We start from the raw sequence: 24,867 nt of genomic DNA, 5'->3' as shown, positions 1-24,867 counted from the left end.
ATTTCCAACATCCTAAAGAAGTGCAATCGATGTTGCAATCTTAGTATAGAACGGAGTTGCCCGACTCCTTAATATAAGTCCTGTAAGCCATTACATTGCACTGGGGGAAACGCAGTTGAAGGAACAGAAGAGAAAGTTGCTGCCGACCATGGTACTTGCGGGAGTGATCTCCCTTACGGCGATTACAAGCGCATGCGGCAACAATAACAATGCATCGGACAATGCAAATGCAAATGCGGGCAAAGAGCCAAGCAATACGGCTGCTGCCGGGAACACGAATGCAGGCGCGGAGGCGAAAGACGTCAAATTCGATCCTCCGATTACGATTACGTATTTGCGTCCATGGGGTCCGGATGTCAAATTCAAATCGGGCGAAGATCAGGACAATAATGTCCATACAAAGTGGGCGCTTAATAAATTCGGCATTCAGCTCAAAAACCAGTGGATCGCGCCTTCCACGAATAATGCCTTTGAAACAAAGCTTCGCTTGTCCCTGGCAACAAACGAGAAAATGCCGGATATTATTTCGTACCGCGGCGACTTCACGCTTGTTAGGGAATTGATTGACTCCGGCCGCTTCCTTGATGCCGGCGAGCTGTTCGACAAATATGCGGGGCAGGTATGGAAAGACGCGATGAACGAGGATCCAACCGTATGGTATCCGTACATGGAGGACGGCAAGCGAATCGGCATCCCGATTCTCGATTACGCTTACAACGGGGATCCTGTCATGTGGATCCGCGAGGACTGGATGCAGAAGCTGGGGCTTTCGGCTCCAAAAACGCTGGATGACCTCGAGAAGGTCATGGATGCCTTTACGAACGGGGATCCGGACGGCAACGGCAAGAAGGACACCTATGGTCTCGCGATTGGCTTCAAGAACTGGATTAATACATGGATGTCGGACGCGGGCTGGATTTTTGGCGCTTACGGCACGATGCCAAACCAATGGAACAAAACCGCGGACGGCAAGCTGGAATATGGCTCCGTGAACGAAGGCTCCAAGAAGGCGCTCGCTACTCTGCAGAGCTGGATGAGCAAAGGGTATTTGCCGACCGAAGCGGGTCTATATGACGAGACCAAAGCAGCGGAAGACTTTACGGCAGGCAAAGCGGGTATCGTGGTTGGTCCTCACTGGATGCCGGCATGGCCGCTGGAAGATGTGAAGAAGAACAATAAGGACGCGCAGTATAAAGCTTATCCGCTGCCAGCAGGACCGGACGGCAAAGTGGGACGTCACGGTACTTCGAACTCCAACGGGGTTGTCCTGATTAATGCCGAGATGGAACATCCTGAAGCTTTCTTCGCTTACCAGAACTACCTGTTCGAGCAATTCGCTAACCCTAAGGCGGGCGGGGAGTTCGAGAACGGTCTTGCCGAAGGCTACGACTGGGTTATGGTAGACGGCCAGGTGAAGACGGACGCGGCAAGCACAGGCGGTTACGCACCGGAGAAGTACACCATTACGTTTGACGGCGCACGCATCCCAAGCCTGAACATGCAAGTGCTTTCGAAGCTGGCAAACGGCGAGGAAGCGACTACGCCATTCGAGAAGAAGCTTAAGCTGAGCACGCCGCAGCCTATGCTGGAAGCGGCGAAGATCGTTCAGGAGCAGAAGGATTCCGTTCTGCCTCAAATGTTTACGGGCGCTCCGACCAAGACGATGCAGACAAGCAACGATATTCTGGGCAAGATGGAGAAGGACACCTTCTCGCAAATTATATACGGCAAGGCTCCAATTGATTCCTTCGACAAGTTCGTGGAGAAGTGGAAATCCTCCGGCGGCGATAAAATCACCCAGGAAGTGAACGAGTGGTACCAATCCGTCAGCGGCGGAACAAAATAATAGAAGTTTGACAAACGCCTCTCCATCTGAATGGAGAGGCGTTTTCCGCTTGCGCCCCTCCCAGCAGAATGGAATTTGTTGATGGAAGCAGCTACCTTAGTCGTGTTGCCTCTTGTATTATTATTGTTGGCAGGGCAGAAATACTTCGTGCAAGTAACAACAGGTCTGAAATAAGGGGTGCTTACATGCGAACGATTATGATTATGCTCGATACCTTGAACCGCAGAGCTTTATCCGCTTACGGCGGGGAGGGCGTCCGAACGCCTAATATCGACCTGCTGGCGGAGCAGTCCGTTGTCTTCGACCAGCATTGGTCCGGATCGCTGCCTTGCATGCCGGCGCGGCGCGATATGCTGACGGGACGGGCTGCTTTTCTGGAAAAGGGCTGGGGCGGCATTGAACCGTTCGACCGTACGCTGCCTGCCGCGTTACGAGAAGGCGGCGTGTTCAGTCACATCGTGACCGACCACTATCATTATTTTGCAACGGGCGGCGAGAACTATTGCCAGTCCTTCTCCACTTGGGATTTCCACCGGGGGCAGGAGGATGATCCTTGGGTTTCCTCTATTAAAGATTTGCCTGCGCCGGAACGCTATTATGGTCAGGTACGCGCGCAATGCGAGAAGAACCGTACCCAGTTTCTTCGCGAAGAGGATTATCCGGGGCCAAGAACCATTCAGGCGGCGTGCGACTGGCTGGAGAAGAACGGCCGCGAGGACCGGTATTTCCTGACCGTAGAAGCCTTTGATCCGCATGAGCCGTTTGATACGCCTGATCATTATTTGCATATGTACCAGGACAGCTATGAAGGTCCGGCCTACAGCTGGCCGAAATACGGCACCGTTGATGTACCGCCGGAGGCGCTTGCCCATATTCAGAAGCGTTACGCGGCTACTCTTACGATGATCGACCATTGGCTTGGCAAGCTGCTGGATACGATGGAACGGCTGGATATTTTGGACGATACGCTAGTTATTTTTACAACCGACCACGGTTTATTGCTAGGCGAGCATGAACAGACCGGCAAAAACGTTATGCATGTATATAACGAGCTGGCCAATATCCCGCTGATGATCCGTTTGCCTGAAGGCCGGGCCGCGGGCACCCGCATACAGGCGCTTACGCAAAATATCGATCTTATGCCTACGATTCTGGACTATATGGGAGCTTCGATTCCGGATACGGTGCAAGGCTCCTCGCTTCGCGGATTGCTCGAAGGAACGCAGGAGAAGGTTAGGGAAGCGGCTTTGTATGGCTACCACGGGATGTGCGTCAATGTAACGGATGGCCGTTATACGTATATGCGCGCACCGGTGTCGGAGGATAATTATCCTTGTTACGCGTACACGGCTATGCCAACAACCTTCCGTTCTTATCTTGGACACGTAGCGCCGGAACGTATTGAAGCGGGCCGTTTCCTGCCTTATACGGCATATCCGGTGTTCAAAATTCCGGAGAGCACGCAAGGAGTACCGTATGCCCGGAATCAATTCGTCATGGAGAAGCGGCTGTATGATCTTGCTAGGGATGAGCATCAGGAGCATCCGCTTCGGGATGAAGCGGCCGAGACACGGATGATTGAGCTGCTCGTTGCGGGCATGAAGCAGGCAGGAGCACCGGAAGAGCAGTATGTCCGGCTTGGACTAATGGAAAAGTAATAGAGCAGATGGCAGTATAAAGTTTTCCGTTAGATTACAGGCGGAAAGCGTTGTACTGCCATTTCTTATTATGGTAGTGTTGAAATAAGAGATTTACAGAAAAGCTAGATTGATGATAAACACTTCTTAGACGGAGAGGAAGTTGAAGATGGCACGGGAATCGGATCATAACACGGAAAAATCCTGCTGTTCAACCAATCGTTCATCGGTTGTTATTGCGCCTAACAACCTGAAGCTGAAGCCGGCGGCGGTTAAATCGATGGATTCCAAGCCGGCTGCTGATCCGTATTCCGATACAACGGGGATGGTGTTTATTCCGGGCGGAACTTTCCTGATGGGGACGAACGATAAGGAAGGTTTTGCGGCAGACGGGGAAGGCCCGGTTCATAGCGTTAGCGTAAACAGCTTTTATATGGATGAAACGGCGGTAACGAATGAGCAGTTCGGACGTTTTATTGCGGCAACGGGGTATGTTACCGAAGCCCGGAGGTTCGGCTGGTCTTATGTGTTCCATCTGTTCGTGTCGGAGGCGGAAGCGTCGAAGGTGAAGACGGTGCCGCAGACGGCTCCTTGGTGGTACCCTGTAGAAGGCGCGGACTGGAACCATCCGGAAGGACCGGATTCCCGTATCGAAGGCCGCGAGGACCATCCGGTTATTCATGTCAGCTGGAATGATGCGATGGCGTATTGCGAGTGGGCGGGCAGACGCCTGCCGACGGAAGCGGAATGGGAATACGCGGGCCGCGGCGGACTTGTGCAGAAGCGTTACCCGTGGGGCGATGAGCTGAAGCAAGGCGGCGAGCATAACTGCAACATCTGGCAGGGCAAGTTCCCGGTCAAAAATCATGCCAGCGACGGTTACCTGGGAACCGCTCCGGCCAAGAGCTTCCGGCCAAACGGCTATGGCCTCTATAATATGGCGGGCAATGTATGGGAATGGTGCTCGGACTGGTTCAGCCCAACCTATTACCAGAGCGGCGAGAGCGATAACCCGCTTGGCCCGCGTACCGGAGAAGGGCGCGTCATGCGGGGCGGCTCCTATCTCTGCCACAGCTCTTACTGCAACCGTTACCGTGTAGCGGCGCGCAGCAAGAATACGCCTGACAGCTCCACCGGCAATTGCGGGTTCCGCACGGTGCTGTCCGCACCGCAACAATAATAGAGCAAAGCCGTCTACCAAGCACGCCGTTAGCTTGGTAGACGGCTTTTTTTTGTAGCCCGAATGCACCTGTGGCGCGGGGGCCGGGGCTATTTCAACAACGCCACCTAAACCGTGCTTTCCGAGCTTAACGATGCCCCGCATCGTTAAGCTGCTCGCAAGAGCCCACGCTAGCTCTCTTAGCGATGTCGCACATCGTTAAGGAACGCTCAAACCACCCCAAAATTGCCCGCAGCGCCGTTTTCCCCGAGCTTAACGATGTGCGACATCGTTAAGCTGCTCGCAAGAGCCCACGCTAGCTCTCTTAACGATGTCGCACATCGTTAAGAAGCGCCCAAACCGCCCCAAACTAGCTCACAGCGCCGTTTTCCTCTGAGCTTAACCATGTCCACATCGTTAAGCGACCTCTCCCATCCATCCACCTCACCGACAGGTCACAATCTTATCCTTTCAGGTCACCGGATTAGTAGTGAGACTCCCCCTCAAAATCCTACAATGAACTCATGAACCACGGCATACCGGGGTCAACAAACCTACAAGAGTTGATAAAGGGAAGGGAGCTCTCCACGATGTTAAAGAGCAAAAAGATGCTTATCACGCTGAGCCTGCTGGCTGTATCGATGTCGCTCGCCGCATGCGGCGGCAACAATAACGGCAACGGCACAGCCGCCAGCAATGCCAATGCCTCCGCAAGCGCCAATACGAACGCTAACGCACCGGCTTCGGAATCGCCAAGCGCGGACGCTGCGGCAACAGCGGAAGCGAACGGGCCAACGGAAGCGAAGCCTGCCGAGCTGACCATCTGGCCGGATACGGCAGAAGACAAACTGGCCGTTATCCAAGCGGCAGCGGATAAATACACCGCCGCAACAGGAATCAAAATCAACATCAAGCCGGTTGCGATGAACGACCAGCCGGATGTGCTTGCGCTCGACGGTCCCGCCGGCAAAGGTCCGGACTTGTTCTACCAGCCGGGAATCGGCAGCCTTGTCGTGAAAGGCCTGGTGCAAGAGGTAAAAGCTTCGGACGAAGTGAAAGGCACCTACACGCCGGAAGCACTTGCGGCTCTTAGCCAAGACGGCGTTCTGTACGGCCTCCCGTTAGTAACGGAAACTTACGCTCTTTTCTATAATAAGAAGCTTGTCCCTAATGCGCCCGCAACGATTGCTGACCTCGAGAAAATTATGAAAGACCAGACAGACGCGAAGAAACAAAATTACGGCTTCCTCTTTGAAGCGGCAAACTTCTACTTTGCATGGGGCTTCCTCGGCGGCGAAGGCGGCTATATTTTCAAAGACAACGGCGGCAAATACGATATCAACGATATCGGACTGAACAAGGAAGGCGCGGTAAAAGGCGCTTCCCTGATCCAAAGCTGGTTCAACAACGGTTACCTGCCTAAAGGCGTTAACGGCGACATCGTTGGCGGCCTGTTCACGCAAGGCAAGGTTGGCGCGGTTATCAACGGACCTTGGGCTATCAACGATTACAAGAAAGCGCTCGGCGACGATCTTGCCGTTGCTCCAATCCCTACCCTTGAAGGCGGCGCACACCCAACCTCGTTCATCGGCGTAAAAGGCTGGATGCTCTCCAAGTTCTCGAAGAGCCCGGAGTGGGCGGCGGATTTTGCAGCTTTCCTGACGAACGAAGAAAACGCGCTTGAATACTTCAAGAAAACAGGCGAAGTTCCTCCGGTTATCAATGTCCTGAACAATCCGGTTCTGACGGGTGATCCGCTTGTAGCCGGCTTCTCGCAGCAAATCCAATACGGCCAGCCGTTCCCGACGGTTCCCGAGCTTGACCATGTATGGGATCCAATGGCGAATGCCTTGAAATTCATTACGGAAGGCAAAGACGTGCAAGCTTCCCTGGACGATGCCGTCAAACTCATTAACGACAAAATGAAGATGGCCGGCGCGAAGTAACCTGCCAAACCATGAAACAAAGGAAAGGGGCTACTCACAGCCCCTTTCTCTATTAAATCGCATTCGGAAATATGGAAGGTGAACCAAACATGAACATCAACGCCCTGGAGCCCGTGTCGCAAACCAGACAAAGCCATCATAATCCCGCCCTCGCGACCGTCTTGTCCATCGTGCCTGGGTTAGGCCAGCTATACAACCGCCGCTGGATTAAAGGAATTGTATTTCTTGTAATTGGCTTAAGCTTGATCATTGCGCTGTCCGTGCCTATCGCAAACAGCATTGCAGGAATGATTACGCTTGGGGACAACCCGGAGACTGACGATTCCCGTAATTTGCTGGTCCAAGGCTTGTTATCCTCTATCATTGGCGTTATTCTGCTGGGCCTGTACGTGCTTAATATACTGGATGCCCGGAAGGATGCGCGGAAACGCCGGGAGGGTATTCGCACGCCATCCGTCCGTCAGGCCTTCCAGGACAGCTGGGAGCATGGGTTTCCGTATTTTGTCGTCGTGCCGAACTTCATCATGATGGCGCTGATCGTTATTTTTCCGCTGCTGTTTATGATCTCTCTTGCTTTTACCAACTACAACCTATACAATTCTCCGCCTGCCCATCTTCTGGATTGGGTTGGTTTCGCGAACTTCAAAGCGCTGTTCACGGAAGCCGTATGGAGCAAAAGCTTGTTTACCGTTCTTTCCTGGACGGTAGTATGGACGCTTGTCGCGACAACGCTGCAAATTATGCTGGCCTTTTTCCTTGCGGTGATGATTAATGACAGCCGCGTCAGGTTTAAGCGCCTGATCCGAACGGTTATGATTCTCCCTTGGGCGGTTCCTTCGTTTATGACCGTGCTTGTGTTTACGGCGATGTTTAACGATACGTTTGGCGCGATTAACCGGGATATTTTCTCCCACTTTGGCTTGTCGATTCCGTGGCTGTCCGATCCGACCTGGGCGCGCGTGGCGATTATCGGCATTCAAGTATGGCTTGGTTTCCCGTACGTATTCACGCTAATTACCGGAGTGCTGCAAGGGATCTCGAAGGACTGGTATGAAGCAGCCGATGTGGACGGAGGAAGCCGCTGGAAAAAATTCCGCTTCATCACGATGCCGCATGTGCTCTTCGCAACGGCTCCGCTGCTCATTATGCAATACTCGTACAACTTCAATAACTTCAATATTATTTACCTGTTCAACAAGGGCGGTCCTCCGGTGCCGGGCCAGAACTCGGGCGCAACCGACATTCTGATTTCGTGGGTGTACAGCCTGACGTTTAAGGAAAACAACTACAAAATGGCTGCCGCCGTATCCATCATCATGGGTATTGTCGTAGCGGCGTTTGCTCTATATCAATTCAGCAGAACCCGTTCCTTCAGAGAGGAGGATATGTACTAAGATGAAGCGTTCGCTCAAATCCGCTCTGGAAGTGTCCGGCATTTATCTGGTTGTCCTGATCATGTTCGTCATTATTTTGTACCCGCTGCTATGGGCGTTCAGCATGTCCCTCAACCCGGGCACCAGCTTGTTCTCGCTTAAGATGATCCCGGACAACTGGTCGCTAGAGCATTATGAATGGCTCTTTAACAATCCGAGCAGCAATTACACCTTATGGTATAAAAATACGCTAATCATCGCGTTTGCGAACGGTCTAGCCTCGGTCTGTATCGTATCCATCGTTGCGTACGTATTCTCGAGATTCCGGTTTGTCGGACGAAAGAACAGCATTTATACGTTCCTGCTGCTGCAAATGTTTCCCGTCTTGATGGGGATGGTGGCGATTTACCTCTTGCTAAATACGGTTAACCTGTTGGATACGTTTTTGGGTTTAATCCTGATCTATGTATTTGGCGGCCTGCCGATGAACCTGTTCCTAGTAAAAGGGTACCTCGATACGATTCCGCGCGACCTCGACGAATCGGCCAAAATCGACGGGGCGGGCTACCTGACGATTTTCTTCCGGATTCTGGTGCCGCTTGCCAGCCCGATTATCGCGGTTGTTGCCTTGTTTACGTTTATGGCGCCGTTCTTTGACTTCCTGACGCCGCAGATCATTATCCGCAGCCCGGAGAAGTTTACGCTGGCGCTAGGCTTGTACAACTTCATCAACGATAAGTTCGCGAACAACTTTACGATGTTTGCCGCAGGAACGATCCTGATTGCGATTCCGATCTCGATTGTCTTTCTGCTGCTGCAACGGTTCCTTATTTCCGGTCTAGCGGATGGGGCAACCAAAGGTTAGAAGTTCGAATTCATTTCAGGAGGACTGGGATCAATGCCATCATTATTAAAGAAGCTGATGATTCTGTGCATGGCGCTCCTCATTGCGATCCCCCCGCTGTCCGCTAGTGCGGACGGCGTTTCCGGGGTTAATAATGAAGGCGCTTTCATTCAAATTCATAATCCCTGGCAAGGATATTCGCTTTATGAGGATGCCGATGGCAAAGTGCGTTACGGTTTTCCCGCGGTAAACGATCCATATGCGCAATGGACAATTGAGGAGAAGGATGGCCATAAGCGCATCAAGAACCGTGCAACCGGCCATTACATGAACTCCGAGCAAGTGACGGATGCGAATATTACGAATGCGGTTGAGAGCTCGGCTGCAAGCGAAGGCTCGGTATCCGACACCTGGGATATTGCGGAAGTAGCAAGCAAGCCGGGGGAGTTCAATGTTATCAGCACACGCAATCCGTCCTGGATTGTTAACTTCCAGATTCAAGACGGCAAGGTGCAGGCGAACAACTGGGCGCAAAAGGATTGGGGAAGCGCAACATGGACGCTGGATCCCGCCGAAGCAACCGAGCCGGTTCGGATCGTTAATCCGTGGAAAGGCTCCTATTTATATGAAGAAGACGGTGAGGTGAAATACGGGGAGCGCGCATTGAATGACATGTCTTCGCAATGGTTTATCGAAGACAAGGACGGCCACAAGCGTCTGCGCAACCGGGCGACGGGTCATTATCTGCACTCGCAGGCGATTACCGCCGAACAGATTACGAATCCGGTAGGTATCTCCGCTATTGGCGAGGGCTGGACATCGGATTTATGGTCCCTCGAATCGGCAGACGACAATGGCGGCATTAATATCGTCAGCTCCCGCGATAACAGCTGGATCGTTAATATTCAAGGCACCGGCAACGGCCCGGACGGCATCGTCCGCGCGAACAACTGGGCGCAGAAGAGCTGGGGCAGCGCCGTCTGGAAGCTTGAGCCCGCGGCGGATTCAACTCCGAAGCGGATCAAGAACAACTGGAAGGGTACCTATTTGTACGAAGAGAACGGCCAGATCAAATACGGACAGCCCGCCTACACCGATAAGACATCGCAATGGATTCTAATCGACACGGCAAATGGAACACTGCTGCGTAATCTCGCAACCGGTCATTACGTAACAAACGTCGATTACGTTGGAGCAGCACCGCTCTCCGCGGCGGACTTGCCAAGCGCGGACTCGGCCTGGATAGTTGCGGCAGCCAAGAACGACAGCGGCGGTGAAGTGGACGGTTACGTGACGCTGGGCAGCGCGGCAAATGCAGGCAGCTTTATCAACGTGCAGAATCAAGACGGCTTCGCGCAGGGTAATAACTGGGCGCAGGCGACGTGGGGCAGCGCGCAATGGACGCTGGAGGATCCGGCTCCGCCGAAGGAACCCGTTGTTCCGTATATCCGGATCAAGAACAATTGGCTGCAGCTGTATTTGTTCGAGGATGCAAACGGCGTTGTTCAGTACGGCAACGTACAGCCTTCGGACCGGAATGCGCAATGGCTGGTTGAGGAGCATGACGGGGCGAAGCGGATCAAGAACCGCGGGACCGGTCACTACTTAAACAATGAAGGCGTTGCGGGAGACCGAGACGCATTGAAATCCACTGCCTTGGCCGATGATTCAGCGGCGGGCGATTGGACGATCGAGACGTATCAAGGCTACAAGCTGATTAGCAAGCCTGGCGATGCCAGCGGCAAATACGTCAACGTCGAGAACAAGCTGAAGCATGCGCAGTTTAGCGTGGTGCCGAAGGACTGGGGCAGCCCGAAATGGGAGTTTATTACGGTAGGCGAAACAGCGCCGTCCTACGTGCGATTGAAGAACAGTTATTTTGGCCAATACCTCTTTGAGGACGAGAATGGCAAGGTTGCTTACGGCCAGCCTGCAACGGATGATCCGGCTTCCCAGTGGTCCCTCGAGACCGCTCCGCAAGGCGTATATATCGTGAACAAGGCGACCGGCCATATGATTTCGAACGAGAATATTAATCGTGCCGAAAATGAAACTAACCCGCATCTCAAACCGCTGGAAAGCTTGACGCTTGATCAATCATGGGGCAGCGTGCAGTGGGAAATGAATGACGTTGAAGGAGCCGCGAATACGAAAGTATTCAGCAATGGCTGGAATGGGAAATGGAATAACGAACCTGCCCGGATCCATATTCAAGACCAGACCGGTTACGGTCAGGCGAGTCCGATTCCTGCCGACTGGGGCAGCGCCCAGTGGGTGCTGGAGCCTGCGCGTCAAGCGCCGGCCGAGCTGCCGGAAGGTTATATCCGCATTAAGAACGAAGCTTCCGGTCAATACCTGTATGAGAATGGCAAGAACGTTGTTTTGTACGGAACGCCGGCTGCCAATAACGCGGCTTCAAATTGGAAGATTACTACTAAGGAAGGCAAGCAGCTGATCGTAAACCGGGCGACCGGGAACGCGATTTCGATTGCACATCTGCAAAGCTACCTCGAGACTACGGCATCGCCGTCTGCAGCAGACACGAAGGTGCAATGGGTAGTGGAAAATGGTCCCGCAGCCGGCCTTTATTTGCTCCGCAGCGCGGCTGAAGGCTACGAAGACAACTATATCCATACCGAAGACCTGCAGGGTTATGCGCAATATGAATTGCGATCGAATGAAAGCCGCGGCGTGCAATGGAGATTCGAGACGGCGCCCGCGGAAGCGGTAACGGTACCGCCGGTTGACGGTCCGGCTAATGCGGTAACTCCGGTATTGAAGGAGCTTAACGCGGTCCGGATTGTGGACGCTCTCAGCGGCAAATCATTGATTGAACGAAATGGTGCTGTGGTGGCGGATACGCCGACTGCTGCCGACGGTACAGCGGCCGAATGGCTGCCACAGGATTATAACGGCCATAAGCAATACGTGAACCAGGCAACCGGCCGCAAACTGGCCGTGAAGGCAAGCGGTCAAGCAACCGCGTTGACCGATGGGGAAAGTTTGTCCGCGCAATGGGATGCCTCGTCTTACGGGGGTTATCAAGTGCTCGGCAACGCTTCTGTCACAGGGAAATATTTGACGGTGGGTGCCGCTGGCACTGTATCCGTTCAAGCCGTAGAAGCATCCGATGCCGCGGCGCATTGGCAGCTGCAAGCGGTGAAGAGCGATATCCGTTACGAAGCGGAAGATGCGTTTATGACGGGCGGCGTAAAGGCAAACGGAACTTCCGTTGCCGTCTTTACGCAAGAGGATGCAGCATTGCTTTTTGCCGTCAATACGGACAGAGCAGACAACTACTCCGCTAAGCTGCGTTTCCGGAATACGGATCATGCTTCAAAGACGTTGAATGTCTATGTTAACGGTCTTAAGCAAGCCGCTGCTGCCGAGTTCCCAAGCACGGGCAGCAGCTGGTCTGACGTTACCTTCGAGCTGCCGCTTCGTGCCGGCATGAACACCGTATCGCTTCAATACGATAACGGCAGCACAGGCGGTATCGACGTAGATTACCTCCTTGTGCACAATGCGGTGAGCAAGGATTACCGCGGAGCGACCGTTCCGTTTACAACCTATGAGGCAGAGCATGGGACAACAAACGGTACTCTTATTGAAGAAGACCGTACGTTTAAGACCTTCGCTTCCGAAGCCTCCGGCAGAGAGGCGGTTCGTCTGGATGCAACGGGACAATATATCGAGTTCAAGACAACCGGACAGGCGAATGCGTTGACCATGCGTTATATCATTCCAGACTCCGCGGCGGGGGAAGGAGAAGAGCGTACGCTGACGCTTTACGTGAATGGCCATAAACAAGGCAAGATCAACTTGTCCAGCAAGTACAGCTGGGTATACGGCAAATACCCTTGGTCGAATAATCCGGCCGACGGGGATGCCCACCGCTTCTATGATGAGTCCCGTCTGCTGATTGGAGATGTGCCGGCAGGCTCAATCATCCGGCTCGTGAAAGAAGCTGACGATACCGCCGATTATTACGTGGTGGACTTGGTTGATCTGGAGCAAGCGCCTGACGCATATTCGAAGCCGGAAGGTTATTTATCGGTGACGGACTTTGGCGCAACGGCGGACGACAGCTCCGACGACTCGGCCGCATTCGAAGCCGCAATCGCAGCCGCTAAGGAACAAGGGACGGGCGTGTGGATTCCGGCGGGAAGCTTTAATCTTGCGCAAGGACCTCTCCATATCGATAATGTAACGATCCGCGGTGCGGGAATTTGGCGTACGGAGCTGCATGGCGCAGGCTTTCTAGCGGAAGGAAGCAAGGTTCGCGTCTACGATTTGTATATGGATCTAGGCGTAACCGGACGTCATGACGAGCTGCGCGAGGCGGGCTTTGACGGAACGTTTGGCAAAGGCTCCATCATACAGAATGTATGGATCGAGCATGCCAAGGCGGGCATCTGGTCGATGCGCAGCAATGAGGGAGTGGTGACGGACGGTTTGTACGTTGGCGGAGTGCGCATCCGCGATACTTACGCTGACGGCATTAATTTTACAACCGGTACGCGAAATTCGATGATTGAGCAGACCCATATCCGCAACTCCGGGGATGATAGCATCGCGCTTTGGTCGCAGAAGCCGGAAGGCGTATCCGACGATGCCAGCCGGGTGAGCAATAACACCTTAAGGTTCAATACGGTACAGCTGCCATGGCTAGCCGATAACGTGGCGATTTTCGGAGGACGCGACAACAAAGTGCAGGATAATATCCTGTCCGATACGGTTGGCTTTGGCGCGGGGATCGCGGTATCGACGCGATTTAATCCGGTTGCCTTTGACGGCACGACGCTGATCGAGCGCAATACGCTGATCCGTACCGGCGGCCGCGAGCCAAGCTGGGGACAAAACTTCGGGGCGATCTGGCTGTTCACGGGCGATAAGCCGATTGATGCCGATATTACCATCCGCAACAACACGGCGCTGGATAGCACCTATCAAGGCTTGTATGTGAACGGACCCAACGCGATAACAAACGGTTCCCGCAGCATTACGATCGAGAACTACGTTATTGACGGTACCGGTACATGGGGAATCCATGTCAACAATGACGTAAGTGGTTCCATTAATCTGGACAATGTCATTGTCCGCAATACGAAGATTGGCCCTGTCTTTAACGCCAAGTCTACAGGCTTTGAATTGCGCACGATTACGCATGAAGACAACTCCGGCCCCGGCAATACGGGCGGAGGAGGTTCAACACCGGTTGATTCTTCCGTTAACTATGACGCAGATCTGATAGCAGGACTATCGGCGGGCAAAAAGGAAATCGTCATCGACCTGCCGGCCGGAGGCAACTCTGGCGCTGCCGAATTCTCTGCCGCTGCATTGAAGGACGCAGCATCCGCGTCGCATGAGACTTCCATTATCATTCGTTATGGCGGGATGACCTACACGCTTCCTTCGACGATATGGACGATTCTGAAGGAAGCGGGTTATGCGAATGCGTTGGCGGCTGCCGATGCCAAGCTGACACTGACACTTTCGCCGGTTTCCGGCAAGCTGGCCGACGAAATGAAGAGCAAAGCCGCTTCCGCGGGCTTTACTCTTGCCGGTAATTCGGTTTCCTTCGAGCTGACGCTGCAATCCGGCGGCCAGTCCATACCCGTGCATCAATTCGGCAAGCAATTCGTTGCAAGAAGCTTTGCGTTTAACGGTCAGCTTGATCAAGACAACAGCTCTGTTGTTGTTTACGATCCGGAAACCGGCCAATTCCGAACGGTACCTGCATGGTTCGCAAGCCAGGGGGGAGACACGGTCGTGACGGTACTTAGCACAACAAACAGCTTATACGCCGTAGCGGTGACCGATGCTTCCTTCAAGGATATCGCTGCCCACTGGGCCAAGGACGATATTTTGCTGCTGGCAAACAAACGGATTATTAACGGTGTATCAACGGATCTGTTCGCGCCAAACCGCAATATGACGAGAGCCGAATTCGCGGCGCTTGTCGTAAAAGCGCTTGGCCTTGCATCAGGCAGCGGAACATCAACTCCATCCTTCACGGATGTTACCTCATTCGCCTGGTACGCTTCTTATGTGAAGACAGCCGTTCAATACGGCATTGTAAAAGGCATGAGTGACGGGACATTCCGTCCGAACCGGCAAATTACCCGTCAGGAAATGGCGGTTATGCTGGAGCGGGCAATGGACCTGATTACGAATCACGAACAAATCCAATCTGAAGCGCCAAAAGCGGCCTTCCCGCAAGACGGCAGCCAGATTGCCGATTGGGCGAAATCCGCAATCAACGAGCTTGTTGCAGCCGGAATCATGCAAGGCAAATCGGCCGGCAAGTTTGCGCCGCTCGACCCGGCATCGCGTGCTGAAGCAGCCGTAGCGTTGAAGCGTTTGCTGCAGGCAGGCGGTCTGATGAATAAATAATAGCGCGAGCCGGTCAGGGAGATTCCCGGACCGGCTATTCGCCATGCGTTCAAAGTAACAATCTTATTATTAAAAGTTACAATTAGAGTAGTCGGAAAGAATCAGGCCGTTGTATGATGAGGTATCTAACCTTGTGCCAAGGAGACGAGTGACATGTTCAATAGAGCTAATAAGAAAGCGCTTCCAATTATGATGGGATCGCTGCTCGTCGTTGCTGTTCTAATCGCATTCTCAACGATGTACGGACAAACTTCCAGGCCGGCCCAATCCCCGCACTATTCGAATACGTCCCGGACCCAAGAAGATACACAGGCCAATCCGGGAGCCGACAGCGATACCGACCGGCTGGTTATGGTTTTCCCCGCAGGCAACGTGCCGAAGGATCTTAACCTTGTTGAAAATAAAATCAATGACTACCTTATGAAGAAAATAAACGCAACCGTGGATATCCGCACGATCGACATGGGCTCCTGGTGGGATAAGACGGGGCTGATGTTCGCATCCGGCGAGCAGATGGACATTATTTTCACGGCTGGATGGATGCGCTTCGGAGACGAGATTGCGAAGGGCCGTTATCTGCCGCTGGATGAATTGCTGGACAAATACGGATCGGGTATACGGAGGATTCTGGATCCATCCATTCTGGAGGCAAGTAAAGTAAACGGCAAGCTGTACGGCATTGTGACCAACAAGGAGTTTGCCTCCAGCAAAGGACTTGTGCTCCGTCAGGATCTGGTCGACAAGTACGATATCGATCTGTCGCAGGTCAAGACATTAGCCGATTTTGGTCCGATTTTCGAGGAGATCAAGCAGGATGAACCGGAGATGGCCCCGCTGCAGGCAAGGGCAGACCGCAGTCCGCTTACGTTTATGATGCAATACGGCATTTTCGACATGCTGGGAGAAGGTCCGGGCGTTCTGCGCCGCGAAGGGCAGTCGACGAAGGTGCTGAGTATGGCGGAGACCCCTGAATTTATGGCTTACGCCAAGCTGCTCTACGAGTGGAACCGGAAGGGGTACCTCAATGCGGACGCGACAACGTCGAAGGATAACGAATATGACGCGGTAAAAGCCGGTAATGCCTTCGCTTACGCAGAGTCGCTGAAGCCAGGCTTTGAGATCCAGGCGTCCCGGGATACCGGATATCCGATGGTAAGCGTGGAGCTGACAAAGCCATATACCACAACGGCGGATACAACAAGCGCGATGTTTGCAATCACCCGCAATGCGAAGCATCCGGAGAAATCGATGATGCTGCTTAATCTTTTGTATACGGATCCTTATTTGCTGAACCTGCTGGACTGGGGCGTGGAAGGGATTCATTATGTCAAAAAATCCGATAACGTCATTGGGTACCCGTCTGGCGTTGACGCGAAGACGGTTGGCTATAATCTGAACCAGCCGTGGATGTTTGGGAACCAGCTGAATTCGTACCTATGGGATAACGAGAACCCGGGATTATGGGAGGAATACCGCAGCTTTAACGAGCAGGCGGACAAATCGAAGGCTTTAGGCTTTGTTTTTAACCCGGAGAGGGTGAAAGCCGAGATTGCGGCCTCGATTCTGGTCGAAAAGGAGTTTATGCCGGCCTTTAACACCGGGGCGCAGGACCCGGAGAAAATCATTCCGATGTACGTAAGCAAGCTGAAGGCGGCGGGAGCCGATAAGGTTGTCCAGGAGAAGCAGCGTCAGCTTGATCTATGGCTTGCGAGCCGCTAGCAATTCCCCAATGAGAGAGGAGGAAAATCATTGAGACAAGCAACGATGCGTTCCCGGCTGATACTTGGCTTTGGTCTCGTTATTATTCCTCTCGTCATTTTGCTATTATGGAACAATCTTTACGCGACGAAGGTTGTCCATTCCCAAGTGGCGCAGTCGAATCGAAATATGCTCACCATGTACATGAACGATATGGATCAGGTTCTTGGCGAGATCGAGAACTATCTCTATAAAGCGGCGGAGCAGGATCAAAGCCTGATTTCGCTCAGCCAATACGATAAGGACAGCTGGGAGTATTATTTGTCCACAACGCAGACGGCAAACGATCTGGATTTGAATATCAATTATTACGACGCGGCGGATGTTTTGTTTGCTTACGGCGGGAAATACAAGGAGCTCTTGGTCGCCCAGCAGCAATCCGTTACCTATGCGCGCAAGCAGGAGATTCAGTCCAAGCTGAAGGAGCTGCTTGCCGGAAACGATCCAACGCTTCGCGCGGGCTGGAAGGTAGTCGAGCTGAAGGGGCAATACGCGCTCGTTCGCGTTGTGGATACGAATTATGACTCTTTTATCGGAGCATGGATTGATCTAAACCGGTTGATGGAGCCAATCCGCCAGCTGGGTCAGGGAGGCAAGGCGGAAGCGCTTCTGGTATCGGGGGAAGGAAAACCTCTATCGACGGTAAGCGAATCGATCCGGCAGGAGATTAACGTCTTTGACCTGACCGCGTATATGGATAACGGGAATGCGGCCTATAATATCGTCAAGCTTGGCAAGCCGTATTTGCTTGTCGCCAAGAGCTCCCGGATGGCGGATATGAACCTGATCTTCCTGCTGCCGGAGCGCAAGCTGCTTGAAGGGCTTCCGATTTTCCGCAAAATGACGTACCTCATTCCGATGCTGGCTGCGATCATGCTGGGACTTTATCTCTTATTCCTGCAAAATTCGATCGTGAAGCCAATCCATCATTTTATTAAAGGGATGCGAAAAATCCGTTCCGGCGACCTAAGCGTCCGGATGGAGGATTACAAGCTTCAGGAGTTTATAACGCTCAAAGAGACGTTTAACGGCATGGCCCAGCAGATTGAGCATTTGAAGATTGATATTTACGAGGAGCAGCTGCGGACGCAAAAGGCGGAGCTGAAGCATCTGCAAGCCCAGATCCACCCTCATTTCTTCATGAACTCTCTGAATATCGTCTATCAGCTCGCCCAGATCAAAGACTATGAAGTCATTCAGAATATGTCCCTTCATCTGGTAAGGTATTTCCGTTTTACGACCCGTACCCAGGTCTCGACGGTGACCGTGAAGGAAGAAGTCGAGCATATTTTCCATTATTTATCGATTCAGAAATACCGGTTCCCGGAAACGCTCGCCTTCGATTTCGAGGTTGATCCGGCGCTCGAGAAGGTGAGTATTCCGCCTCTCACTATTCAGCCGATGGTGGAAAACGCGATGGTGCATGGCTTCTCGATCCGCACGGGCTCGCCGTTCCATATCCGGGTGAAGGTATCGGCCGAGGGCGAAGGGGACGACGCTGAGCTGATAATCGAGGTGGAGGATAACGGGAAAGGCCTGACGGAGGAGCAAATGGAGCATTTGCGAATCAAAGTGCATTCGCTTGAGCCCGGCGACGGCAGCCTAGGATTGTGGAACGTTGTCCGGCGGTGCAGGCTCTACTATAAAGGAACGGTCAGAATGGCATTTGGCAGCGCGGATCCGCAAGGCGCGGTCGTCACGCTTCGGGTGCCGAGATACAAGACGGGCGAAAGGGAGCCGGGACTATGATACGGGTACTTATTGTCGATGATGAGATCTATGCGGTAAAAGGACTCCGTTCAGGCGTACGCTGGGAGATGATCGGGGTAGACGAGGTATATGAAGCGTACCATGCCCCGATGGCGCAGCAGCTGCTGCTTGAACAGCCGATTGATATTGTCGTTTGCGATATCGAAATGCCGGAGATCAGCGGTCTTGAACTGCTGGAATGGGTAAAAGCGCGCGGCATGCAGCCGGAGACGATTGTCCTGACCTGCCATTCCGAATTCGAGTACGCTAAGCGAGCGATTCATCTGGGCAGCTTTGAATATTTGCTGAAGCCCGTTGTTTATACCGAGCTGGAGGAGACGCTGCTTACCGCTATCTCCCGGGTGAAGGAGAAGCGGAGAATCAGCGAGACCGACGACCAGTACAACAAGATCGTTGAGCTGTGGAACAGCCGCAAGCCGATGCTTGTCGAGCGTTTCTGGCAGGACCTGCTCGAGCGAAGAGTTTCAAGCAATTCCGAGGCGATTCGCCAATCGCTCTCCGCCTACGATATGCGGATGAGTACGGTTGAACGGGTACGCCTCATCCTAATCAGCGTGGAGAGCTGGGAACGTCCTCTTAACGAGCGGGATGAGCTTATTATGGAATTTGCGCTGCGCAAATCGGCCGAGGAGCTGCTGCTCGAGAAGCTTCCCGGCAACGTTATTCAGGATCACAGGGGCAATATTCTTGTCGTGCTGCATCTGGGAGAGGCCGAAGTGGCTAGAGAGGAAATCGAGGCATTGTGCCGGAACTATGTTGAAGCCTGCAGGCAGTATTTCTATTGCCGGCTCTCTTGTTATGCGGGTCAATTAACCGCCGTAACGGAAGTGTTGCAAAGCTACCTGGCGCTGCTTAACAAGGAATACCGCAATGTGAATATGGCGGGCGGCGTAATCTGGAGCGAGGATCCGCTGAACAACACGGCCAAACCAGCCGTCAGCTTTACAGAGTCCATGCTCGATTGGGCGGATTTGCTCGAGCAGGGAAGCACGGCGGAGCTTTCTAGCAGACTCGAAGAATGGACTCATTCTATTGACTCTACTAAAGCAACGGTTGAGACGCTGACCGCTTCCTATCACGCGCTCTTGCAGGTCATTTATTATGCGATGCACCGCAAGGGGCTTCATGCCCAGCAGCTTTACGAGAATCACGCTTGCTCAAGCGTAGAGACCGCGACCCGTTCGGTCGAACAGTTCAAGCTATGGGTACGCTGTATGGCCGATGCCGCGGGCAGTCTGTTTACGAGAACGATGGCGGTAAGTCCAATTGTGCAAAAGGTAAAAGCGTATATAACCGAGCATTTGAACGAAGAGCTGTCCCGCGAGCACCTGGCGTCGATTGCTTTTGTGAATCCGGCTTACCTGTCCCGTCTGTTCCGGAAGGAAACCGGCATGGTACTGACCGATTATATATTGAAGGAAAGAATGGAGAAAGCAGCCGAGCTGCTTGCAACAACGGACCGCAGCATAAGCGAAATTGCCGACGGGCTCAGCTACGGGAACTTCTCGTACTTTGCGAGATTGTTCCGCAAGGTTCACGGAGTGACGCCGCAGGAATACCGCAAGCCTTATCGCAAAGTACAGTAAAATCAACTAAAATATCCCCTTTTGCTTTACCGCCACCTTTTCAGGTGGTTTTTTGTTTTTCTTTCATAAAATTTCCTTTCGCGGGCATCATGAAGTTAAACGAATTGGCGGGAGGATGTATATGGAGCATAACGGACAACCCTTAGAGCAGCCATCGAAACCATTCGCATCCGTCAGCGATAACTTAGCTTTTATCAGGCAATCCCTTGGCTCACCCAATGATTTATTAATCCGTACCTTTCGGATGGCGGAAGGCGAAAAAGCGGCGGTTGTATGTATCGAAGGCCTGGCCGACAAGCAGGTTATTCAGAATCAAGTCATCAGCCAGCTGACCCAAGTCAGCGGAAGTCATTTTACCCGTACGGACCGTACCGAGAACACGGGGCAAATGGACGATGAATACAGCAGAGGGCTGGAGGCGCAAACGACCGAGCAGCTTTCTCTGCAGGACATGAGGCGTTCTTCGGATTGGGATGATATTATGCTGACTATTCTGTCCGGAGATGCGGCTCTATTCGTGGAAGACATGGAAGAGACGATTCTGATCGGAAGCAAGGGCTGGAAAAGCCGGGCGATAGAAGAACCGCAAACCGAGTCGCTTATCCGCGGACCAAGGGATGGATTTACGGAAGATCTACGGACCAATACGGCTTTAATTAGAAGACGGATCCGGGATCCGCATCTCCGGTTTGAATCCTATTGCATCGGAAGAAGATCAAGGAAGGATGTAACGGTCGCTTATATTGACGGTATCGTCAATCCTATGCTCGTGAACGAAGTGAAGCGCAGAATCAGTACGATCGACATCGATGACCCGGAAGGCTCCGGCTTTATCGAACAGTGGATTCAGGATCATTACTGGTCGCCGTTTCCCCAAATTTTGAATACGGAACGTCCGGACAAGGTAGCGGGGGCCTTGTTGCAGGGAAGAGTGTCTATATTGGTTGACGGCACGCCGTTTCAACTGATCCTGCCGATAACCATAGCTTCCTTTATTCAATCGCCGGAGGATTATTACCAGAACTGGATATTATCCAGCGTTCTTCGGCTTTTGCGCGTCTTGGCTGTGTTTGTAGCGTTATTTCTTCCGGGCATGTATATCGCCATATTGGAATATCATCACGGGATGCTGCCATCCAAGCTTGCCTTTTCCGTGGCGGGAACGAGGGAAGGGGTTCCTTTTCCGGCTGTAGTCGAGACTTTTCTGATGGAAGCTACTTTGGAGCTTTTGCGGGAAGCCGGGGTGAGACTGCCAAAATCCATTGGACAAACCATTGGCGTTGTCGGCGGTCTGGTCATAGGCGAAGCTGCCGTAACGGCAGGCATAGTAAGTCCGGTCATGGTTGTTGTCGTGGCTGTAACGGCTATCGCTTCCTTTGCCATTCCTTCTTACGGCTTTGCCATTACCATCCGGTTAATGAGATTTCTAATTATGATTGCGGCAAGCGTATTTGGGCTTTACGGCGTCGTGCTTGCGATGATTGTCACTTGCATTCATCTGGTGAATCTGAGGAGCTTCGGTATTCCGTATACAGCTCCGCTTGCGCCGCTCCGCTTATCGGATTGGCGTGATCTTATTTATCGGCTGCCCGTTATCCGCTTATCTCATAGGCCGGAGATATTAGAAACGATGGATTCGAAGAGATTGACCAAGAAAAGCAAAAGAAAGGGGACACAATGAGAATAAACAGCTACGGCGAAAAGCCTCTGTCTACTTTGGAGATGGGCATGACAATCGTATCCATGCTGATCGGCGTAGGGATTCTGACGCTTCCCCGTTCGGTGGCCACCTACACAAGCTCGTTTGACGGCTGGATGAGCATTCTGCTCGCGGGCAGTATTGCGCTTCTTGCCGGCTGGCTGGTTTCAAAGGTTGCGGTCCGGGCAGGAGGCAAGCCGTTTCTTGAATATTCGGTTTCCCTGGTTGGCCGGCCGGTCACTTATCTCATTGCTGCTCTTCAATTCAGCTATTTTCTGGGCTTCTGCTCTTTTGAAACAAGGGCGATCGCCAATATTTCCAAGCAATACTTATTTGACAGAACACCGGTTGAGTACATCTCGCTTGTGTTTATTTTGGTTGTTGTCTATGGAGTGTCCGGCAGCAGATCCGGGCTTCTCCGGCTAAATATTTTGTTCCTGCCTTCGGTTCTTATCATGATCACCATCGTGGTTTTCTTTGGGTACAGATGGTACGAATTTCAGAATTTGAAGCCGTTCTTTATTACGCCGCCCATCGGCATTGCCCAAGGGATGAAAGAGGTTATTTATTCTCTGCTTGGGTTCGAGATTATTTTGTATTACATCGTGTTTATGGAGCGTCCCGAAAAAGCGCCAAAAGCCGTAATGTCCGGCATTGCGTTGACGATCTTCATTTACCTTGTCCTCTATCATCTCGTTATAGGCATATTCTCCAATATTGGAGCCATGAACATCGTGTATCCAACTATCGAGCTGGCTAAGGAAATTCAATTCCCGGGCAACTTTTTCGAACGGTTTGAATCGTTGTTTTTTGTCATTTGGATTATGACGATCTATAACACAGCGGCAATGGGGTTTGATCTAGCTAACGTATGTCTGTCTTTTATGTTCAAAAGACTAACCAAGCGATACAGGCTGCTTATCATTGCTCCTATTGCTTATTTGATCTGCATGACCCCCGGAGATATGGCCGAATTCACAATCCTTGGCAGCATTATCAACTATTTGGCGATCATTTCCGGCATTTTATTGCCGATCTCGCTTCTCATGTTTGGGGGAAAGAAGAAAAAGGAGGAGAAGGCAAATGACAAGAGCGGCGCGTAGAAGTAGACGAATGCTGCCCTTGGCGTTGGCCTTATCAATTCTGCTGTCAGGCTGCTGGGACCGTGTTGAAATTGATCAGCGAGGTTTTGTAGTGGGAGTAGGGGTTGACGAACCGGTTAAACAAGAAGAGAAGCAGGATAACGGTAATCAGAATGACAATAATCAGGATAGCGGAAGTCAATCCCAGGCCGGTCAGAAAGGCCCTTCCAAGCAGAGTTTTAGAGTTGTCTATCAGATCGTAATGCCGGCGGGTCTTAGCACCAATAAGTCGGGTGGCGGTGAAAGCGGCGGAAAAGCTTTTTTTAATATGGCGGTAGAGGAAAAAACGATGGCGACTTCGATGGCAAAACTCTCCCAGCGTTTGAGCCGCGCTCCCTTCTTTGAACATCTTAAGGTCATAGTCATTTCAGAGAGCATTGCGCGGAAGCCCCGGAAGTTCGCGGAGACCATTGACTTCTTTTTGCGCGAAAGCCAAATGAGGCGTTCGACCAGAGTAATGATAACACGGGACAGTGCGGTTAATATTTTGAATACGCATCCGCCTGATCAGAAGCTGCCGTCGCAGTATCTGGAAGAGTTGTCGGACAATACGAAGGAAAGCTCCAGAATTTTGCCCGAATCCCGCATCGGGGATGTTCATGAGTTCTTGCTCAAGCGCAAAAGCTTTGCCATTCAGGCGGTTACGAACGGCAATCCCAACTATTCTACGTTGACTGAAGCCGCGATTTTTAATGGAACCTCCAATCAACTTGTCGGTTTTTTAACTTCTCAGGAAACAGCAGGGCTTAACTTCTTGCAGGGAAAAGTAAAGGGGGGCCAAATTAAATTTTCTTTTGATGACCGGCTAGGCGTATTTAGCATAGAAAAGGCAACCAGATCCCTGGAATGTAGATTTGGCCCCGATCATTTGCCGTCGTTCACTTATCACGTCAAGGTGGATGGGGCTGTGGACGAGGTTTTACACGCGCCGGATACCTTAAAAGAACCTTCCATCAAAAAAATGGAGGAAGCGGTTAGAAAGGAAATCGTTAAGATCATGGAGATGACTATCAGTAAGCTGCAGCATGAATACAATTGCGATGTCATGGGCCTCCGCGAATATTTGTTCCATAATCATTACTATTGGTTCAAGCAGCATGAAAACCAGTGGGAGGAACAAGGTAATCTCTTTGCTACCCGACCGGTTCGGTTGGATGTGAAGGTGGGCGTGAGAAGAAGCGGCAATATTAACTTGACGGAGAATTAGAATGGAACTGTTGAACGGTATTATGAAACGAGTGTCTTCGATAAGTGTTTTATTCAGCACAGGCCTGTGTGTCGTTATTCCCATGGTATTCTACTGGGTATCCAATCGGATGCGCAGGCATGACCCGCCTTGGAAGCAGGATCAGCCCAGTGATCCAATACAAAGAACGATGTTGCCTTCCGGTTCTTCAAACGATCAATATGAAGAGTAATGTGTGCGCAGTAATTTTCTTTAAAAAAAGCTTGCAATTGAGTTTCGATCTATGATATATTCTAATTCCGGCCGAGAGAGACAAGCGGTTCGGACGAAAAGCTGAATATCATCGAGCAAATGGATGAAAAATAAAGCTTGACACTAAAAACGATAACGTGATATGATATACCGCGTTGTTGAAAAAAATTGTTCTTTGAAAACTGAACAACGAGCGAAACTGCCCCGTTATTTATAACGGAAAAGCGATAAAACAAGTAATGAGCAAGTCAAACACTTTAATGGAGAGTTTGA

The 24,867-nt window shown here is 52.0% G+C and carries 13 protein-coding genes; all 13 read left to right on the top strand.

The genetic code is table 11. The features are described from left to right. Positions 1–148 precede the first annotated feature (148 nt). On the top strand, positions 149–1,846 hold the full coding sequence (locus WFK81_RS22975) for an extracellular solute-binding protein (protein ID WP_442956091.1): 1,698 nt from the start codon (positions 149–151) through the stop codon (positions 1,844–1,846). Between the two features lie 185 nt (positions 1,847–2,031). Continuing rightward, on the top strand, positions 2,032–3,504 hold the full coding sequence (locus tag WFK81_RS22970; protein ID WP_336788791.1) for a sulfatase: 1,473 nt from the start codon (positions 2,032–2,034) through the stop codon (positions 3,502–3,504). A gap of 148 nt (positions 3,505–3,652) precedes the next feature. Beyond that, positions 3,653–4,663: a formylglycine-generating enzyme family protein gene (locus tag WFK81_RS22965; RefSeq protein ID WP_336788790.1), complete on the top strand. Its 1,011-nt coding sequence runs from the start codon at positions 3,653–3,655 to the stop codon at positions 4,661–4,663. 569 nt (positions 4,664–5,232) lie between these two features. Then, complete coding sequence (locus WFK81_RS22960; protein ID WP_336788788.1) at positions 5,233–6,588, top strand: extracellular solute-binding protein; 1,356 nt, start codon at positions 5,233–5,235, stop codon at positions 6,586–6,588. A gap of 89 nt (positions 6,589–6,677) precedes the next feature. Further along, a complete protein-coding gene (locus tag WFK81_RS22955; protein WP_336788786.1) occupies positions 6,678–7,982 on the top strand; it encodes a sugar ABC transporter permease in 1,305 nt (434 codons plus the stop codon). A gap of 1 nt (position 7,983) precedes the next feature. Further along, complete coding sequence (locus tag WFK81_RS22950) at positions 7,984–8,826, top strand: sugar ABC transporter permease (protein ID WP_167199626.1); 843 nt, start codon at positions 7,984–7,986, stop codon at positions 8,824–8,826. Positions 8,827–8,859: 33 nt separating this feature from the next. Further along, entirely contained in the window at positions 8,860–15,201 is a 6,342-nt protein-coding gene (locus WFK81_RS22945; RefSeq protein WP_336788782.1) for an S-layer homology domain-containing protein, read from the top strand. Positions 15,202–15,354: 153 nt separating this feature from the next. Further along, entirely contained in the window at positions 15,355–16,920 is a 1,566-nt protein-coding gene (locus tag WFK81_RS22940; protein ID WP_336788781.1) for an ABC transporter substrate-binding protein, read from the top strand. A 30-nt stretch (positions 16,921–16,950) separates the two neighbouring features. Then, positions 16,951–18,708, top strand: coding sequence for a sensor histidine kinase (locus WFK81_RS22935; protein ID WP_336788778.1), 1,758 nt, complete (start codon positions 16,951–16,953; stop codon positions 18,706–18,708). Continuing rightward, positions 18,705–20,315: a helix-turn-helix domain-containing protein gene (locus WFK81_RS22930; protein WP_336788776.1), complete on the top strand. Its 1,611-nt coding sequence runs from the start codon at positions 18,705–18,707 to the stop codon at positions 20,313–20,315. The genes WFK81_RS22935 and WFK81_RS22930 overlap by 4 nt, the downstream gene beginning before the upstream one ends. 121 nt (positions 20,316–20,436) lie before the next feature. Then, the gene (locus WFK81_RS22925; RefSeq protein ID WP_336788774.1) at positions 20,437–21,996 is read left to right on the top strand and encodes a spore germination protein; all 1,560 of its coding nucleotides are present in this window, start codon (positions 20,437–20,439) and stop codon (positions 21,994–21,996) included. Next, positions 21,993–23,117 (top strand): GerAB/ArcD/ProY family transporter, encoded by a 1,125-nt coding sequence (locus tag WFK81_RS22920; protein ID WP_336788772.1) that lies wholly within the window; start codon positions 21,993–21,995, stop codon positions 23,115–23,117. The genes WFK81_RS22925 and WFK81_RS22920 overlap by 4 nt, the downstream gene beginning before the upstream one ends. Then, the gene (locus WFK81_RS22915) at positions 22,999–24,363 is read left to right on the top strand and encodes a Ger(x)C family spore germination protein (RefSeq protein ID WP_336788770.1); all 1,365 of its coding nucleotides are present in this window, start codon (positions 22,999–23,001) and stop codon (positions 24,361–24,363) included. The genes WFK81_RS22920 and WFK81_RS22915 overlap by 119 nt, the downstream gene beginning before the upstream one ends. Positions 24,364–24,867: the final 504 nt, after the last annotated feature.

This window comes from Paenibacillus sp. MMO-177 (genome assembly GCF_037147795.1).
Lineage (GTDB): Bacteria > Bacillota > Bacilli > Paenibacillales > Paenibacillaceae > Pristimantibacillus.
Note: the sequence above shows the minus strand (reverse complement) of the source record. Positions and strands in the feature narration are given on the sequence as shown.

Excerpts from the sequence above, each read along its gene's own strand:
- WFK81_RS22975 (WP_442956091.1), top strand. The coding sequence starts at position 149 with ATGGTACTTGCGGGAGTGATCTCCCTTACGGCGATTACAAGCGCATGC.
- WFK81_RS22970 (WP_336788791.1), top strand. The coding sequence starts at position 2,032 with ATGCGAACGATTATGATTATGCTCGATACCTTGAACCGCAGAGCTTTA.
- WFK81_RS22965 (WP_336788790.1), top strand. The coding sequence starts at position 3,653 with ATGGCACGGGAATCGGATCATAACACGGAAAAATCCTGCTGTTCAACC.
- WFK81_RS22960 (WP_336788788.1), top strand. The coding sequence starts at position 5,233 with ATGTTAAAGAGCAAAAAGATGCTTATCACGCTGAGCCTGCTGGCTGTA.
- WFK81_RS22955 (WP_336788786.1), top strand. The coding sequence starts at position 6,678 with ATGAACATCAACGCCCTGGAGCCCGTGTCGCAAACCAGACAAAGCCAT.
- WFK81_RS22950 (WP_167199626.1), top strand. The coding sequence starts at position 7,984 with ATGAAGCGTTCGCTCAAATCCGCTCTGGAAGTGTCCGGCATTTATCTG.
- WFK81_RS22945 (WP_336788782.1), top strand. The coding sequence starts at position 8,860 with ATGCCATCATTATTAAAGAAGCTGATGATTCTGTGCATGGCGCTCCTC.
- WFK81_RS22940 (WP_336788781.1), top strand. The coding sequence starts at position 15,355 with ATGTTCAATAGAGCTAATAAGAAAGCGCTTCCAATTATGATGGGATCG.
- WFK81_RS22930 (WP_336788776.1), top strand. The coding sequence starts at position 18,705 with ATGATACGGGTACTTATTGTCGATGATGAGATCTATGCGGTAAAAGGA.
- WFK81_RS22925 (WP_336788774.1), top strand. The coding sequence starts at position 20,437 with ATGGAGCATAACGGACAACCCTTAGAGCAGCCATCGAAACCATTCGCA.
- WFK81_RS22920 (WP_336788772.1), top strand. The coding sequence starts at position 21,993 with ATGAGAATAAACAGCTACGGCGAAAAGCCTCTGTCTACTTTGGAGATG.